Below are 14,375 nucleotides of genomic sequence, written 5' to 3' on the forward strand. Positions count from 1 at the left end.
CGCTGACTATGCCTTATTGCGCAACGGTAGCGCGCGCACGGCCATAAGCGAAATAGACCGCGAGCCCGACCGCGTTCCACGCGAGGAACGAGATTTGCGTCACCACCTGCAGGCTGGTGAACAGATAGACGCAGCCGAGGATCGCAAGCGGCGCAACCACCCAGGCGAGCGGGGTGCGGAACGGCCGTCGTGCTGCGGGGTCACGCCGGCGCAGCACGAGCACACACGCCGCGACCGCGACGAACGCACACAGCGTGCCCGCGTTGGCGAGGCTGGCGATCACGTCGAGCGGGGTCAGCGCGGCAATGACGCTGACGAACACAGCCGTCACCAGCGTAATCCGTGCCGGCGTGCCACGCGTCGACAGCCGCGCGAGCGCTGGCGGCAGGAAGCCGTCGCGCGCCATCACCAGGAAGATCCGGCTCTGCCCGTAGAGAAACCCGAGCAGCACCGTCGGCAGCGCGATCGCCGCGGCGGCGGCGACGATCGTCGCGACGCCGCCCTGCCCGATCTGGCGCAGGATCAGCGCGAGCGGCTCGCTGCTCTTGCCGAACACCGAGAAATGCACCGCGCCAACCGCGACCGCGGCGACGATCATGTAGATCGCGGTGCACGCCACCATCGATCCGATGATGCCGATCGCCAGATCGCGCTCGGGATTGCGCGTTTCCTCGGCGGCGGTCGAGATCGCGTCGAAGCCGTAAAAGGCGAAGAAGATGATCGCCGCGGCCCCCATCACGCCATACTTCACGCCGCCATCGCCCGCGACGCTACCATAGCCATAGGGCGCGAACGGATGCAGGTTCGCCGGATCGAAATGCGGCAGCGCAACCGCGACGAACAAAGCGAGCGTGACGATCTTGACCAGCACGAGCACGGTATTGATCCGCGCGCTTTCACGCGTGCCGAGCGTCAGCAGCCCTGCCACGACCGCGATGATGAAGACGGCGGGCAGGTTGATCCCGAACGCGCCGCCGATGCTCGGCCCGTGCGTCGCCCAGTCCGGCAGGTCGATGCCGAGACCATGCAGGAAGCCGACCGCATAGCCCGACCAGCCGACCGCGACGGTCGAGACGACGAGCGAATATTCGAGGATCAGGCTCCACCCGACCACCCAGGCGATCACCTCGCCGAGCACGGCATAGCTATAGGTGTAGGCACTGCCCGAGGCGGGGATCATCGTCGCCATCTCGGCATAGCAGAGCGCGGCACACGCGCAGATCGCGCCCGCGATCGCGAAGCTCAGAAGCACGGCAGGCCCGGCGCGATCCGCCCCGACGCCGATCAGTGTCAGGATCCCGGTGCCGACGATCGCGCCGACGCCCAGCGCGACGAGATGTGGCCATGACAGCGTGCGCGCCATGCGCTCCTCGACCGGCTGGTCGTCGCCATGGAGAATGATCTTCTTGCGAAACAGACCGGTCAAAATGCTTCCCCCCCGGACCGCGACACGATCGCGCGGTCAAAACCCCTCAGCTGCGGGGACTTATTCCCACTCGATCGTGCCGGGCGGCTTGCTCGTATAGTCGTAGGTCACGCGGTTGATGCCCTTGACCTCGTTGACGATTCGCGTCGCGACGCGCGGCAGGAAGTCGCCGGGGAACTGGAACGCCTCGGCGGTCATGCCGTCGGTCGAGGTGACGGCGCGGAGAGCTAGTACGTTGTCGTAGGTGCGCCCATCGCCCATCACGCCGACGCTGCGCACCGGCAGCAGCACCGCGAACGCCTGCCAGATCGTGTCGTACAGCCCCGCCGCGCGGATCTCCTCGAGATAGATCGCATCGGCCTTGCGCAGGATGTCGCAGCGTTCCTTGGTCACTTCGCCTGGAATGCGGATCGCGAGACCCGGCCCCGGGAAGGGATGCCGCCCGACGAACGCCTGCGGCAGGCCAAGCTCCATGCCGAGCGCGCGGACTTCGTCCTTGAACAGCTCGCGCAAGGGCTCGACGAGTTGCATGTTCATCCGCGCGGGCAGCCCGCCGACATTGTGGTGGCTCTTGATCGTCACCGATGGGCCGCCGGTGAAGCTGACGCTCTCGATCACGTCGGGATAGAGCGTCCCCTGCGCGAGGAAATCGGCACCGCCGACCTTGCGCGCTTCTTCCTCGAACAGGTCGATGAACGCGCCGCCGATGAACTTGCGCTTCTTCTCGGGATCGGTCTCGCCCGCGAGGCCGCCGAGGAACGTCTCTTCCGCATTCACATGGACGAGCGGGATATTGTAGCTATTGCGGAACAGGCTGACGACCTGCTCGGCCTCGCCGGTGCGCATCAAGCCGTGGTCGACGAACACGCACGTCAGCTGCTCGCCGATCGCTTCGTGGATCAGGACGGCAGCAACCGCCGAGTCGACACCGCCCGACAGGCCGCAGATGACGCGGCCGCTGCCGACCTGCGCGCGGATCTCGGCGACCTTGGCGGCGCGGAACTCGGCCATCGTCCAGTCGCCGGTGAGGCCACAGACGTGGCGCGCGAAATTGGCGATCAGCTTGGCGCCGTCGGGAGTGTGCGCGACTTCCATGTGGAACTGCGTCGCGTAATATTTGCGCGAATCGTCGGCGACGACCGCGATCGGCGAGCCGGGGCTGACCGCGACCGGGCGGAAGCCGGGGGCAAGCGCGCTGACCTTGTCGCCGTGGCTCATCCAGACGGTGTGCTTCTCGCCCGTCTTCCACACGCCGTCGAAGAGGACGCAGTCGTCGGTAATCTCGATCACGGCATGGCCGAACTCGCCGCTTTCGCCGAGCGTGACGTTGCCGCCGAGCTGCTGCATCAGCACTTGCTGGCCGTAGCAGATCCCCATGATCGGCACGCCGCTGTCGAGAATCGCCTGCGGGATCCGCGGGCTCCCCTCGTCGAGCACCGAGGCCGGGCTGCCCGACAGGATCACGCCCTTGGGCGCCATTCGCGCAAAGGCCGCTTCTGCGGTGGTGAAGGGAGCGATCTCGCTGTAGACGCCGGCTTCCCGCACGCGTCGCGCGATCAATTGCGTTACCTGGCTGCCGAAATCGACGATGAGGATCGAGTCTGTCGGATGGGTCATGCCGCCAGATAGCAGATGCGCGCCGTGGGGGAAGAGTTTTGGGGACGAAATGACCGACACCTATTTAAAAGCCGCAGCGCGCGCCGGATTCGAGCCGATGGTCGTTGCCGCCGGCGAGGACGGGCGCAAGCTCGCAGGGCTTGCCGGGCTCGCTGCGAAGATCGGCCTGCGTGGGCGCGTCTACCCGCTTGCGATGCAAGCGCGCACGCACGGGCCCGACGATGTCGAGGTCGCTGCACGCACCCAGCAGCTGATCGGCCAGAGCGTCCCGCGCTGGCATTTCAACATGCTGCGCGACGAACCGCGCAACGCCGCGTTCGACGCCGCGATCCGCCGCGCGGTGACGCCGGGCACGCATGTTCTCGACATCGGCGCAGGGAGCGGCCTGCTCTCGATGATGGCAGCGCGCGCCGGCGCCGGGCGCGTCGTCGCATGCGAGGAGAACCCGGCGATTGCCGATATGGCGCGCCAGATCGTCGCGACGAACGGCTTTGCCGAGCGCGTGCGCGTGGTGACGGGCAATTCGACCGAGCTCGACGTTGAATCCGATCTCGAAGGCCGCGCCGACGTGATCGTCTCGGAGATCGTGTCGAACAATCTGCTGGCCGAGGGTGTGCTCAAGACGCTCGCCGACGCCGCGACGCGGCTGCTCGCGCCGGGCGGGCAGATGATCCCGGCGGGCGGCGACGTGATGATCGCGCTCGGCAGCTGGTCGGCGGCGGAGGAGCACCGGATGACGATGGTGGCGGGCTTCGACCTCGGCGGCTTCAACGCGCTGACGCAAGTGCCGCGCAACGTTGCGGTGAGCGATGCGACGCTGACGTTGCAAAGCGATCCGGCGGCGTTGCTGTCGTTCGACTTTACCGGCGAGGCGGCGCGCGAGCCACATCATGGCGCTGCGACGCTCGTCGCGCAGGGCGGGCCGATCGGCGGGATCGTGCAGTGGATCCGGCTGCAGCTCGACGAGGTCGTCGATTACGAGAACCGGCCTGGCCCCGATGCGAAATCGCATTGGGGCGCGCAATACTATCCGTTCGATGTGCCGCTCGAGCTGGCGGCGGGGACCGCGGTGCGCGTCGTGGGGGTGCATGACGGGCACCAGTTGCTGGTGTGGCGCGAAAACGCGGGCGCGACAGAGCTCCCCTCCCCTTCAGGGGAGGGGCTGGGGGTGGGGCTGTAACGGGCACCCGCGCGCCCAGTACTTCCCCACCCCAACCCCTCCCCTAAAGGGGAGGGGCTTGCGCGCTATTCTACCGGCTTCACCTGCAACCCGGTCCACTTCGCCGCGAATGCCCAGGCATCCGCGGTCTCGGCAATCACCTTGTCGGTCGGCTTGCCAGAGCCATGCCCCGCGCGCGTCTCGATCCGCACCAGCCGCGGCTTCGGCCCCAGGTCGGCCGCCTGCAGCGCGGCCGTATATTTGAACGTATGCCCCGGCACGACACGGTCGTCGGTATCCGCCGTCTCGGCGAGGATCGCCGGATACGGCTTGCCCGGCCGGATATTGTGGTACGGCGAATAGGCATAGAGCGTCTTGAAATCGGCTTCCTTCGACGGATAGCCATAATCGTCGACCCAATAGCGCCCCGCGGTGAAGCGGTCGAAGCGCAGCATGTCCATCACGCCCACGGCCGGCAGCGCCGCCGCGAACAGATCGGGCCGCTGGTTGGTCACCGCCCCGACGAGCAGACCGCCGTTCGATCCGCCCTGAATGACGAGCTGATCCGCGCCGGTGATATGCTGCGCCTTCAAGAACTCGCCCGCCGCGATGAAATCGTCGAACACGTTCTGCTTGTTGGCCAGCCGGCCGCCGTCGTGCCACGGCTTGCCATATTCGCCGCCGCCGCGGATGTTGGCGACCGCGAACACCCCACCCTGCTCGAGCCACGCGATCCGCGTCGCCGAAAACGCCGGCGTCACCGAGATGTTGAAGCCGCCATACGCATAGAGCAGCGTCGGCGCGGGGCCCGTCACGTCCTTGCGTTTGACGATGAACATCGGGACCTTGGTCCCGTCCTTCGACGCATAGAAACGCTGCTCGACCGCATAGCGCGACGGATCGAACGCGACCTTGGGCGCCGCCCACGGCGTCGCCTTGCCGGTGCTGACATCGTAGCGATAGATCGTCGTCGGCGTGGCGAAGCTGGTGAAGGCGTAGAAGGTCTCGGGATCGTCGGGGTCGCCGCCAAAGCCGCCGACATCGCCGATCCCGGGGAGCGGGACGACGCCATCGGGCTTGCCGTCGAGCGTGTAGCGACGGACCTCGCTCTTCACGTCGGCGAGATAGGACAGGAGCAGCTTGCCGCCGACGATCGACGCGCCGTCGAGCACGTCCTTGCCCTGTGGCACCACCTCATGCTCAGGCACCTCGGCCGAGCGCGCGTAGAGGTTGGTCGCGACGATCCGCAGCCGCGGCGCATCCTTGTTGGTCAGCCAGTAGAAATTGCCGCCGACATTGCCCGCGAAGGTCCACTGGTTCTGCAGCCCCTTGAAGATCGTGCGCGGGGCGAGCTTGGGCGCGGTGAGATCGATCACGGTGATCTCGTAGCGATTGTCGGTGCCCTCATGCGTCGTGATGACGAGCCATTTGCCGTCGTCGGTCACGATCGCGCCATGGCCCATCTTGGGCCGATCGGGCGTCGCGTAGATCAGCGAGTCGGCGCTTTGCGGCGTGCCGAGCTTATGGAAATAGACCTGCTGGTTCTCGTTGAGCGCCTGGAACTTGGCGCCCTGGGCAGGAGCGGCGAAGCGCGAATAATAGAAGCCCGATCCATCCTTCGCCCAAGACAGGCTCGAGAACTTGACCCAGTCGATCTGGTCGCTGATGCCGCCGCTCGCGACGTCGAGGACCTTTACGGTACGCCAGTCGGTGCCGCCGTCCTGCACCGCGTAGAGCAGCTTGTGGCCGTCCTCCGACGGGGTCCATTCGGCGAGCGCCGTCGCGCCGTCCTTCGACCAGCCGTTGGGATCGACCAGCACCCGGCCCGCCCCATCGACACTGTCGCGCACATAGAGCACCGCCTGGTTCTGCAGCCCGGCATTGCGCGTATAGAAATAGCGACCGCCCTTCTTCACCGGAACGCCGAACCGCTCGTAATCGAGCAGCTGCTTCAACCGTGCGGCAAAAACGTCGCGACCCGGCAGCGTCGCCAGATAGGCGTTGGTGACGGCATTCTCATCGGCGACCCACTTCGCCACCTCGGCATTCGTGCGGACGTCGTTCTCGAGCCAGCGATACGGATCGGCGACCTTGACGCCGAACTGTTCGTCGACCTGTGGCACACGGCGGGTCTCGGGATATTGCATGGTCTGGGCCTGTAGTTGCACGGGGGCCGCGAGAACGAGAGCGATCAGCGGCAGGGTCAAGCGCATGTAGGGCTCCGAAACGGAAAAAGGAGCCGCACTCTACCGAGCGCGACTCCTTTCTCAACCTGCAAAGCAACGAAGGCTTATGCGGCCTCGTCATACTCGCCGTCGACGATCACCGGGCCCGAATCCTGGCCCTTGGCGCTCACGTCGCGGTCGACGAATTCGATGACGGCCATCGGCGACGCGTCCGACATACGGATGCCGGCCTTGATCACGCGGGTGTAACCGCCGTTGCGATCGGCATAGCGCGTTGCCAGAACGTCGAACAGCTTGATCAGCTGCGCGTCGTCGAGCAGCCGTGCGTGCGCCAGGCGGCGGTTGCTGAGACCACCCTTCTTGCCGAGCGTGATCAGCTTTTCGATGTACGGGCGCAGTTCCTTCGCCTTGGCGACGGTGGTGGTGATCTGCTCGTGCTTGATGAGGGCAGCGGACATGTTGCGGAACAACGCAATGCGATGTGCCGAGGTACGCTGCAGTTTACGACCGCCTACGCGATGACGCATGGTGATTTCCTTCGTTCGTTAGGGGGCCGTGTGAGGTACCCCAGACCAGGTGACCGTTATGGCCGCCACCTATCGCCGTCTTGCTGACCGTAGCCCTCTCCCATTCTTCATGGGAGAGGGTTGGGTGAGGGTCTTCTTCTACTCGCGCCCGCCGCGGCGAAACCGCGTCGTCGGACGTCGCAAGCGACGCCGGCCGGGCTTACGCCGTCTCAGAATTAGCGTGCGCTAATCCCGTGCGGCTCAGCCCATAATTTCCTGCTCGAGCTTCTTCGCCATCTCTTCGATGTTCTCAGGCGGCCAACCCGGGATTTCCATCCCGAGGCGGAGCCCCATCGAAGACAGCACTTCCTTGATCTCGTTGAGCGACTTGCGGCCGAAGTTCGGCGTACGCAGCATCTCGGCTTCGGTCTTCTGGACCAGATCGCCGATATAGATGATGTTGTCGTTCTTGAGGCAGTTGGCGCTGCGCACCGAAAGCTCGAGCTCGTCGACCTTCTTGAGCAAATAGCGGTTGATCTGCTGCGTGTCGCCCGACACTTCGCCAGCCGCAGCCGCCGGAGCAGCGTGACCGATCGGAGCCGAACGCGTCACCGACGAATCGTCGAAGTGGACGAACAGCGCGAGCTGGTCCTGCAGGATGCGTCCTGCGTAACCAACGGCGTCCTCAGGCGTGATCGTGCCGTCGGTCTCGATCGTCAGCGTGAGCTTGTCGTAATCGAGTTCCTGCCCGACGCGGGTGTTCTCGACCTTGTAGCTCACCTGCTTGACCGGCGAATACAGCGCATCGACCGGGATCAGGCCGATCGGCGCATCGGCCGGACGGTTGGCGACGGCAGCGACATAGCCCTTGCCGACGTCAGCGGTGAATTCCATGTTGAGCGTCGCGCCCTCGTCGAGGTGGCACAGCACCAGCTTGGGGTTCATCACTTCGATGTCGCCCGTCACCGCGATGTCGCCAGCCGTGACCGCACCCGGACCCGTTGCCGAGAGCTGGAGGCGCTTGGGCCCCTCGCCCTGCATGCGCAAAGCGATCTGCTTCACGTTGAGCACGATATCGGTCACGTCCTCGCGAACGCCGGCAAGCGACGAGAATTCGTGCAGCACGTTTTCGATCTTGATCGAGGTGACCGCTGCCCCCTGCAGCGACGACAGCAGAACGCGGCGCAGCGCGTTGCCGAGCGTCAGGCCGAAACCACGCTCCAGCGGCTCGGCGACGAAGGTTGCCTTGCGCTTGCCATCACCGGACTTCTTCTCGAGGCCGGACGGCTTCTTCAGTTCCTGCCAGTTCTTTGCATTGACGGACATAGGCTATCCCTTGGTTTTGGGTCGGCACTGCGCAATGCCGACCAATTACGAATCCCGGGCGTGCAGCGCGATCAACCGCGCACGCCCGAGAGAAATCAGACGCGACGACGCTTCGAAGGACGCACGCCGTTGTGCGGGATCGAAGTCACGTCGCGGATCGAAGTGATCTGGAAACCGACCGCCTGCAGCGCGCGAAGCGCCGACTCACGGCCCGAACCCGGGCCCTTCACTTCGACTTCGAGCGTACGGACGCCGTGCTCGGCAGCCTTCTTGCCGGCGTCTTCGGCAGCGACCTGCGCTGCGTACGGAGTCGACTTGCGCGAGCCCTTGAAGCCCATTGCGCCGGCCGACGACCACGAGATCGCGTTGCCCTGGGCATCGGTGATCGTGATCATGGTGTTGTTGAAGCTTGCGTTCACATGGGCGACGCCCGAGGTGATGTTCTTGCGCTCGCGCCGCTTAATGCGCTGTGGTTCACGTGCCATTTTGAAATCCTAAATCCTGAACGAGGAGCGAGCCGCGGTCACCCGCGGCTCAAGCTCACTTCTTCTTACCGGCGATCGGCTTAGCCTTGCCCTTGCGGGTGCGCGCATTGGTATGCGTGCGCTGGCCACGAACCGGCAGGCCCTTGCGATGGCGCAGGCCACGATAGCAGGCGAGATCCATCAGACGCTTGATGTTCATCGCAACCTGGCGACGCAGATCGCCTTCGACGGTGTAATCAGCGTCGATCGCCTCACGGATGTGGAGCACTTCCTGATCGGTCAGGTCCTGCACACGCGCCGTCATCGGGATGTTCAGCTTGGTGACGATTTCCTTGGCCTTGGTGTTGCCAATGCCATGAATGTAGGTGAGCGCAATAACGACGCGCTTGTTGGTCGGGATGTTGACCCCGGCGATACGTGCCATGAACTTTTTCTCCTGCTCCACGGGGCTGCATGGCTGCAGACCCCATCTCGACGCGTTGAATACCGTAACGCACGACACCGGCGCACGCAAACAGCGCCGCCGGAGACCGGTGTTTCGGAATAGAGGCTCGGTAAGCCCCGACTCGGGTGCTGTCAAGCCAGCGCTGTAGTGTCGACGAGCAGATCGGGGATGGTCGCGGACGGCACCGGAGCGCCCCATGCAAACTCGTCGCGCTGCGCGTATGTTTCGTTTTCCGGGCCCGCCATTCGGATAATCTTTCGAGCGACGACATCGACGACCCAATATTCGGGTACACCCGTCCGCGCATACAGGCGGGCCTTTCGTCCGAGGTCGAACTGCAGCGAACTGCTCGACACTTCGACCGCAAGCCGGACCGAGTCGCGCGAGACGAAGCGATCGTCTTCGACCGTTGCTACGACGACATCCGGCTCGGGCAGGCTGTGATCGTCGAGGTGCGTCGAGACGGGTGCATAAGCCGTGAGGTTGGCTTTCAACTTTCGCACACCGAGGCTGATGGCAATCAAGATCTCGGCCTGCGCTTTGGCGTGCGGGCGATGAACCGCGTTCATGACGAAGATCTCACCATCGATGAGCTGCACGCGTCCGACATTTTCGAAAGCCCCCGCTTCGTCCAAGATCAGAAATTCATCGACGGTGATCAGATGACGAACAGGATCGCCCTCCTCCACGGAGGCGTCGGCGGCTCGAATGGCTTGCTCGGCACCCATGGCCTTTCTTACCAAAAACCGGCCGTCCTCACAACGCAACCGGCACCACGATTGCTGCGACCAGCCCCGGCGCATTGTCCCCCAGCTCGATCCGCCCGTCGTGCAACCGCGCGACCGCCTCGACCAGCGCCATCCCCAGCCCTGCCCCGGGCAGACTGCGCGCACTGTCGAGCCGGCCGAAGCGGCGCAACGCCTGTGCGCGGTCGGCCTCGGCGATGCCAGGTCCGCGATCCTCGACCTGGAAGCGCGCCTCGCCCGCGCCGATCGCCAACCGCAAGGTGATCGCCCCGCCCGCCCCGGCGTGGCGGAGCGCATTGTCGATCAGATTGGCGAGCGCTTGCGTCATCAATTCGCGGTGCAGCACGATACGCGGCGCGCCGGTCTCGATCACTGCCTCGAAGCGCATCCCGGCATCCTCGACGACCGGCGCATACAGTTCGGCGATTTCTTCCATCAATGCGGCGGGATCGATCGGCGCGAGCCGGTCGCGCGGCACCGATTCGGCGCGCGTGATCTCGATCATCGTCGACAGCATCCGCATCACGAGGTCGGTCTCGATCAGCAGCCCGCCCATCGCTGCCTCGCGCTGCGCGGGATCGGCCTGCAACACCGCCGCCTCGGCCTTTGCGCGCAGCCGCGCGAGCGGCGAGCGGAGATCGTGCGCGAGCCCGTCGGTGACGATCCGCAATTCGGTCATCAGCCGTTCGGTCTTGTCGAGCATCGCGTTGAGCCGCAGCGCGAGCCGGTCGAACGCGTCCCCGCCACTCGCCGCATTGGGGACGCGGCGCGACAGATCGCCCTCGGCGACCCCCTCGATCACGTCGGTGACGCGGTTGAGCCGCTGCCCGACATAACGCGTGACGACGAGACCGCCCCCGACCCCCAGCGCGAGCGACAGCAGCGTCGCGGCGGCCAGCGCGCGTTCGATGCCGCGCTGTTCGGCCTCCCAATCGTCGAGCAGATGCCCGCTGACCAGCCGATTGGGCCCGATCTGGCGCACGGCGTAGCCGGCCTCGCGTTCGGACCACGGCATCGAATCGCCGACTTGCCCAATATGGAAACCGATCGAAGGCGCCCGCCCGACATGCCCGATCGCGGGACCGACCTGCGCCAGCCGACGACCGTCGGCGGCGACCACCATCACGATCCTGGTCGGATCGCTCGGCGCCTGCGCATCCTCGATCGCGCGGACGAGCGCCGGCAGGCCGCCCGTGCGATACACCGCGACCAGCGCATCCGATTCCTCGATCGTGTCGCGCCGCACCGCGTCGATCGCGTCGTCATGGACGAGCTTCCACACGAACCCGACGAGCACGAGGTTCGAGATCAGCGCCAGCCCGATCGCGAGCAGCGCGATCCGCGCGGTGACCGAAAGCCGGATCAAGGCTCGGTCGACAACCGATACCCCGCGCCGCGCACGGTATGCAGGATCGGCGCGCTAAAGCCTTCCTCGAGCTTACGCCGCAACCGCCCGATATGGACGTCGACGACGTTCGATCCCGGGTCGAAATGATAGTTCCAGATCTTCTCGAGCATCATCGTGCGCGTCACCACCTGCCCGGCGTGGCGCGCGAGATATTCGAGCAAGTTGAACTCGCGCGCGCCAAGCGCAATCGTTCGCCCCTGCCGGACGACGCTGCGCGCGAGCAAGTCGATCTCGAGGTCCCCAACCGACAGCTTGGTCGGCTGCCCCTCGGTGCCGCCGCGGTCGACGCGCCGGAAGATCGCGTCGATCCGCGCGGTCAGCTCGGCGAACGAGAAGGGTTTGACGAGATAATCGTCGGCGCCGGCGTTCAGCCCATCGATACGGTCATCGACGGTGCCGAGCGCAGAGAGGATCAAGGCGGGGGTCGCGACGCCTGCGGCGCGAATCGCGCCGAGCATCGCCAGCCCGTTGAGGCCGGGCAGCATGCGATCCGCGACGATCAGGTCGAAAATGCCTTCGCTCGCCAGGAACAGCCCGTCGCGGCCATCGCCGCAGGTCTGGACGACATAGCCCGCCTCCCCCAGCCCCTTGGCGAGATAGGCGGCGGTCGAGGCATCGTCTTCGACGATCAGGATTTTACGCGACATAGGTGGCATTCCGGGCGGTTTCCTCGTGCCTAGAATGAAATGAGGCTGACGGAAAGCAAGCCTTCCGCCAGCCAACGACACTCCCGGGAGTGCGAGTGCCGATCTCGTCAAATCTTCCCGCCGCATGCACTCGGCGATGCACACCTTATGGCGCCGCGCGGCTGCCACGGCGGTGACGGCGAGGTGACGAAATCGTCATTTGGAATGAATCGGGGACCGAAGCGGTCGCCGCGGTCAGGCGGCGTCGAGGATCGCTTCGATCGCGTGCGTCACGGCACCGATTTCGCCCATGCCGTCGACGCGCGCGAGCAGCCCGCGTGCCTGGTAGATCGGGATGATCGGCTCGGTCTTGGCGCGATATTCGGCCATGCGCGTGCGAACGGTGTCTTCATTGTCGTCGGGACGACGCTTGAAGTCGTGGCTGCCGCAGACGTCGCAAGTCTCGGCGACCTTGGGCTGCTTGAAATGGTCGTGATAACCCGCACCGCACACCGCGCAGGTGTACCGGCCGACGATCCGCGCGACGAGCTTGTCCTCGTCGACCTCGAGTTCGATCACCTTGTCGAGCGTGCGGCCGCGGCCTTCGAGGATCGTATCGAGCTGTTCGGCCTGCGCCGCGGTCCGCGGGTAGCCGTCGAAGATCACGCCCTGCGCGGGATCGAGCGACGCAAGCTTCTCATCGATGATACCCGAGACAATCGCATCGGAGACGAGCTCGCCCGCTTCCATCACGGCCTTTGCCTGCAAGCCTACCGGGCTGCCCGACTTTACCGCCGCACGCAGCATGTCACCGGTCGAGAGCTGGATCATCCCGCGCGTCGCCTCGAGATGGCTCGCCTGGGTGCCCTTGCCCGCGCCCGGAGGCCCCAACAGAATGATATTCACGCCACAATCCCCTCTTCGACCCGCTCTTCGGCGGCGTCGCGCTCAGCGCAGACGCCCGCCCTTCAGCTTCGCCTTCTTGATCAGATCGCCATATTGATGCGCAAGCAAATGGCTCTGGATCTGCGTCACCGTATCCATCGTTACGTTGACCACGATCAGGAGGCTAGTGCCACCCAGGTAGAACGGGATCGCCAGCGCCGACACGAGATATTCGGGCAACAGGCAGATGATCGCGAGATAGCCGGCACCGATCACGGTGATCCGCGTCAGCACATAGTCGAAATAATTCTCGGTGTTCTTGCCGGGACGGATACCGGGGATGAACCCGCCATGCCGCTTGAGATTGTCGGCGGTCTCTTCCGGATTGAACACCACGGCGGTGTAGAAGAACGAGAAGAACACGATGCCGGCACCGTACAGCAGCATGTACACCAGGCTGCCGTGCTGGAGGTACTGGTTGAGCGTGATGACCAGGTCACCATACCAGGTTTCCTTGGCGCCAGCGGTCTGCTTGCCCGCGAGCTGCATCACCGTCAGCGGCATCAGCAGCAGCGACGAGGCGAAGATCGGCGGAATCACGCCCGCGGTGTTGATCTTGAGCGGCAGATGGCTGCGGTCCGACTGCATGCCACGCTGCGTCTGGCGCTTGGGGTACTGGATCAGGATGCGGCGCTGCGCGCGCTCCATGAAGCAGATGAACAGGATCAGGCCCGCGACGGCGACCGCGATCGCGATGATCGTGAAGCCGTTGAGGTTACCCGCGCGGCCGCCCTGCGCGAGATTGTATAGCGTGGTGGGCAAGTTGGCGACGATGCCCGCCATGATGATCAGCGACATCCCGTTGCCGATCCCGCGCGCGGTGATCTGCTCGCCGATCCACATCAGGAACATCGTGCCGCCGACCAGGCTAACGATCGAGCCGACGATGAACATCGGGCCGGGATCGACCACCACGCCCTGGCTCTGGAAGCCGAGCGTGAGGAAATACCCCTGGATGATCGTCAGCGCGACGGTGCCGTAGCGCGTGTACTGGTTGAGCTTCTTGCGCCCGCTCTCGCCTTCCTTCTTGATCGCGGCAAGCGTCGGCGACAGCGAGGTCGCGAGCTGCACCACGATCGAAGCGGTGATGTAGGGGGTGACGCCCAAAGCGATCAGGCTGGCGCGCTTGAGAGAGCCGCCCGAGAAGGCGTTGAAGAAATCGAGCACGCCGCCGCTGGTGCGATTCGCCAGCTCGGTCAGCGCGGTCGGGTCGATCCCCGGCAGCGGCACGTAGCTGAGCAGGCGGAAGACGATCAGCGCGCCGATGGTGAACCACAGCCGCTTCTTGAGGTCGGTCGCCTGTGCGAATTTCGACAGGCTGATGCTGGAAGCCATCTGGTCGGCTGCGGATGCCATGCTGCGTATCGTCCCGGTAACTCAGGTGTCAGGAAACAAAAAACGGCGGAAAGCGTTACCGCCCCCCGCCGCTCATATAGGGGCCCGTACGGGCTTGTCTAACCTTGCGGTTATATTTCCCGTCGATGCACCCTTCCGTCATTC

At 65.2% G+C, this 14,375-nt stretch carries 13 protein-coding genes; 1 reads left to right on the forward strand and 12 read right to left on the reverse strand.

The features are described 5' to 3' along the window. Window positions 1-13: 13 nt before the first annotated feature. Both E2E30_RS10510 and guaA read right to left on the reverse strand, forming a co-directional pair. A complete protein-coding gene (locus tag E2E30_RS10510; protein ID WP_229839270.1) occupies window positions 14-1,363 on the reverse strand; it encodes an amino acid permease in 1,350 nt (449 codons plus the stop codon). 123 nt (window positions 1,364-1,486) lie between these two features. After that, on the reverse strand, window positions 1,487-3,043 hold the full coding sequence (gene guaA, locus E2E30_RS10515) for a glutamine-hydrolyzing GMP synthase (RefSeq protein WP_133189605.1): 1,557 nt from the start codon (window positions 3,041-3,043) through the stop codon (window positions 1,487-1,489). Window positions 3,044-3,092: 49 nt separating this feature from the next. On the opposite strand from guaA, the gene E2E30_RS10520 reads away from it, so the two are divergent. Further along, entirely contained in the window at window positions 3,093-4,223 is a 1,131-nt protein-coding gene (locus tag E2E30_RS10520) for a 50S ribosomal protein L11 methyltransferase (RefSeq protein ID WP_133189607.1), read from the forward strand. A 65-nt stretch (window positions 4,224-4,288) separates the two neighbouring features. On the opposite strand, the gene E2E30_RS10525 is transcribed toward E2E30_RS10520, so the two are convergent. The 10 genes from E2E30_RS10525 to secY all read right to left on the reverse strand — a co-directional run bounded on the left by E2E30_RS10525 (window position 4,289) and on the right by secY (window position 14,231). Further along, a complete protein-coding gene (locus E2E30_RS10525) occupies window positions 4,289-6,415 on the reverse strand; it encodes a prolyl oligopeptidase family serine peptidase (RefSeq protein ID WP_133189609.1) in 2,127 nt (708 codons plus the stop codon). Between the two features lie 77 nt (window positions 6,416-6,492). Continuing rightward, window positions 6,493-6,915 (reverse strand): 50S ribosomal protein L17, encoded by a 423-nt coding sequence (rplQ, locus tag E2E30_RS10530; protein WP_133189611.1) that lies wholly within the window; start codon window positions 6,913-6,915, stop codon window positions 6,493-6,495. 240 nt (window positions 6,916-7,155) lie between these two features. Further along, a complete protein-coding gene (locus tag E2E30_RS10535) occupies window positions 7,156-8,220 on the reverse strand; it encodes a DNA-directed RNA polymerase subunit alpha (RefSeq protein WP_133189613.1) in 1,065 nt (354 codons plus the stop codon). 95 nt (window positions 8,221-8,315) lie between these two features. Then, on the reverse strand, window positions 8,316-8,705 hold the full coding sequence (gene rpsK / locus E2E30_RS10540) for a 30S ribosomal protein S11 (protein WP_010164557.1): 390 nt from the start codon (window positions 8,703-8,705) through the stop codon (window positions 8,316-8,318). A 55-nt stretch (window positions 8,706-8,760) separates the two neighbouring features. Then, on the reverse strand, window positions 8,761-9,129 hold the full coding sequence (gene rpsM, locus E2E30_RS10545; protein ID WP_010185518.1) for a 30S ribosomal protein S13: 369 nt from the start codon (window positions 9,127-9,129) through the stop codon (window positions 8,761-8,763). A 152-nt stretch (window positions 9,130-9,281) separates the two neighbouring features. Further along, window positions 9,282-9,878, reverse strand: a complete 597-nt coding sequence (locus E2E30_RS10550) for a Uma2 family endonuclease (protein ID WP_165954497.1) — start codon at window positions 9,876-9,878, stop codon at window positions 9,282-9,284. Window positions 9,879-9,906: 28 nt separating this feature from the next. Continuing rightward, on the reverse strand, window positions 9,907-11,262 hold the full coding sequence (locus E2E30_RS10555; RefSeq protein ID WP_133189617.1) for a HAMP domain-containing sensor histidine kinase: 1,356 nt from the start codon (window positions 11,260-11,262) through the stop codon (window positions 9,907-9,909). Beyond that, window positions 11,259-11,951: a response regulator transcription factor gene (locus E2E30_RS10560; protein WP_133189619.1), complete on the reverse strand. Its 693-nt coding sequence runs from the start codon at window positions 11,949-11,951 to the stop codon at window positions 11,259-11,261. The genes E2E30_RS10555 and E2E30_RS10560 overlap by 4 nt, the downstream gene beginning before the upstream one ends. A 234-nt stretch (window positions 11,952-12,185) precedes the next feature. Continuing rightward, window positions 12,186-12,836 carry an adenylate kinase gene (locus E2E30_RS10565; protein ID WP_133189621.1) on the reverse strand — a complete coding sequence of 217 codons (651 nt, stop codon included), beginning with the start codon at window positions 12,834-12,836 and terminating at the stop codon, window positions 12,186-12,188. Between the two features lie 42 nt (window positions 12,837-12,878). Then, complete coding sequence (secY, locus tag E2E30_RS10570) at window positions 12,879-14,231, reverse strand: preprotein translocase subunit SecY (RefSeq protein ID WP_133189623.1); 1,353 nt, start codon at window positions 14,229-14,231, stop codon at window positions 12,879-12,881. Window positions 14,232-14,375: the final 144 nt, after the last annotated feature.

The sequence above is a fragment of the Sphingomonas sp. AAP5 genome, assembly GCF_004354345.1.
GTDB classification, from domain to species: Bacteria; Pseudomonadota; Alphaproteobacteria; order Sphingomonadales; family Sphingomonadaceae; genus Sphingomonas; species Sphingomonas glacialis.

Bases quoted from the DNA above. Each gene is read 5' to 3' on its own strand.
- E2E30_RS10510 (WP_229839270.1), bottom strand. From the start codon at position 1,363: ATGGCGCGCACGCTGTCATGGCCACATCTCGTCGCGCTGGGCGTCGGC.
- guaA (WP_133189605.1), bottom strand. From the start codon at position 3,043: ATGACCCATCCGACAGACTCGATCCTCATCGTCGATTTCGGCAGCCAG.
- E2E30_RS10520 (WP_133189607.1), top strand. From the start codon at position 3,093: ATGACCGACACCTATTTAAAAGCCGCAGCGCGCGCCGGATTCGAGCCG.
- E2E30_RS10525 (WP_133189609.1), bottom strand. From the start codon at position 6,415: ATGCGCTTGACCCTGCCGCTGATCGCTCTCGTTCTCGCGGCCCCCGTG.
- rplQ (WP_133189611.1), bottom strand. From the start codon at position 6,915: ATGCGTCATCGCGTAGGCGGTCGTAAACTGCAGCGTACCTCGGCACAT.
- E2E30_RS10535 (WP_133189613.1), bottom strand. From the start codon at position 8,220: ATGTCCGTCAATGCAAAGAACTGGCAGGAACTGAAGAAGCCGTCCGGC.
- rpsK (WP_010164557.1), bottom strand. From the start codon at position 8,705: ATGGCACGTGAACCACAGCGCATTAAGCGGCGCGAGCGCAAGAACATC.
- rpsM (WP_010185518.1), bottom strand. From the start codon at position 9,129: ATGGCACGTATCGCCGGGGTCAACATCCCGACCAACAAGCGCGTCGTT.
- E2E30_RS10550 (WP_165954497.1), bottom strand. From the start codon at position 9,878: ATGGGTGCCGAGCAAGCCATTCGAGCCGCCGACGCCTCCGTGGAGGAG.
- E2E30_RS10560 (WP_133189619.1), bottom strand. From the start codon at position 11,951: ATGTCGCGTAAAATCCTGATCGTCGAAGACGATGCCTCGACCGCCGCC.
- secY (WP_133189623.1), bottom strand. From the start codon at position 14,231: ATGGCATCCGCAGCCGACCAGATGGCTTCCAGCATCAGCCTGTCGAAA.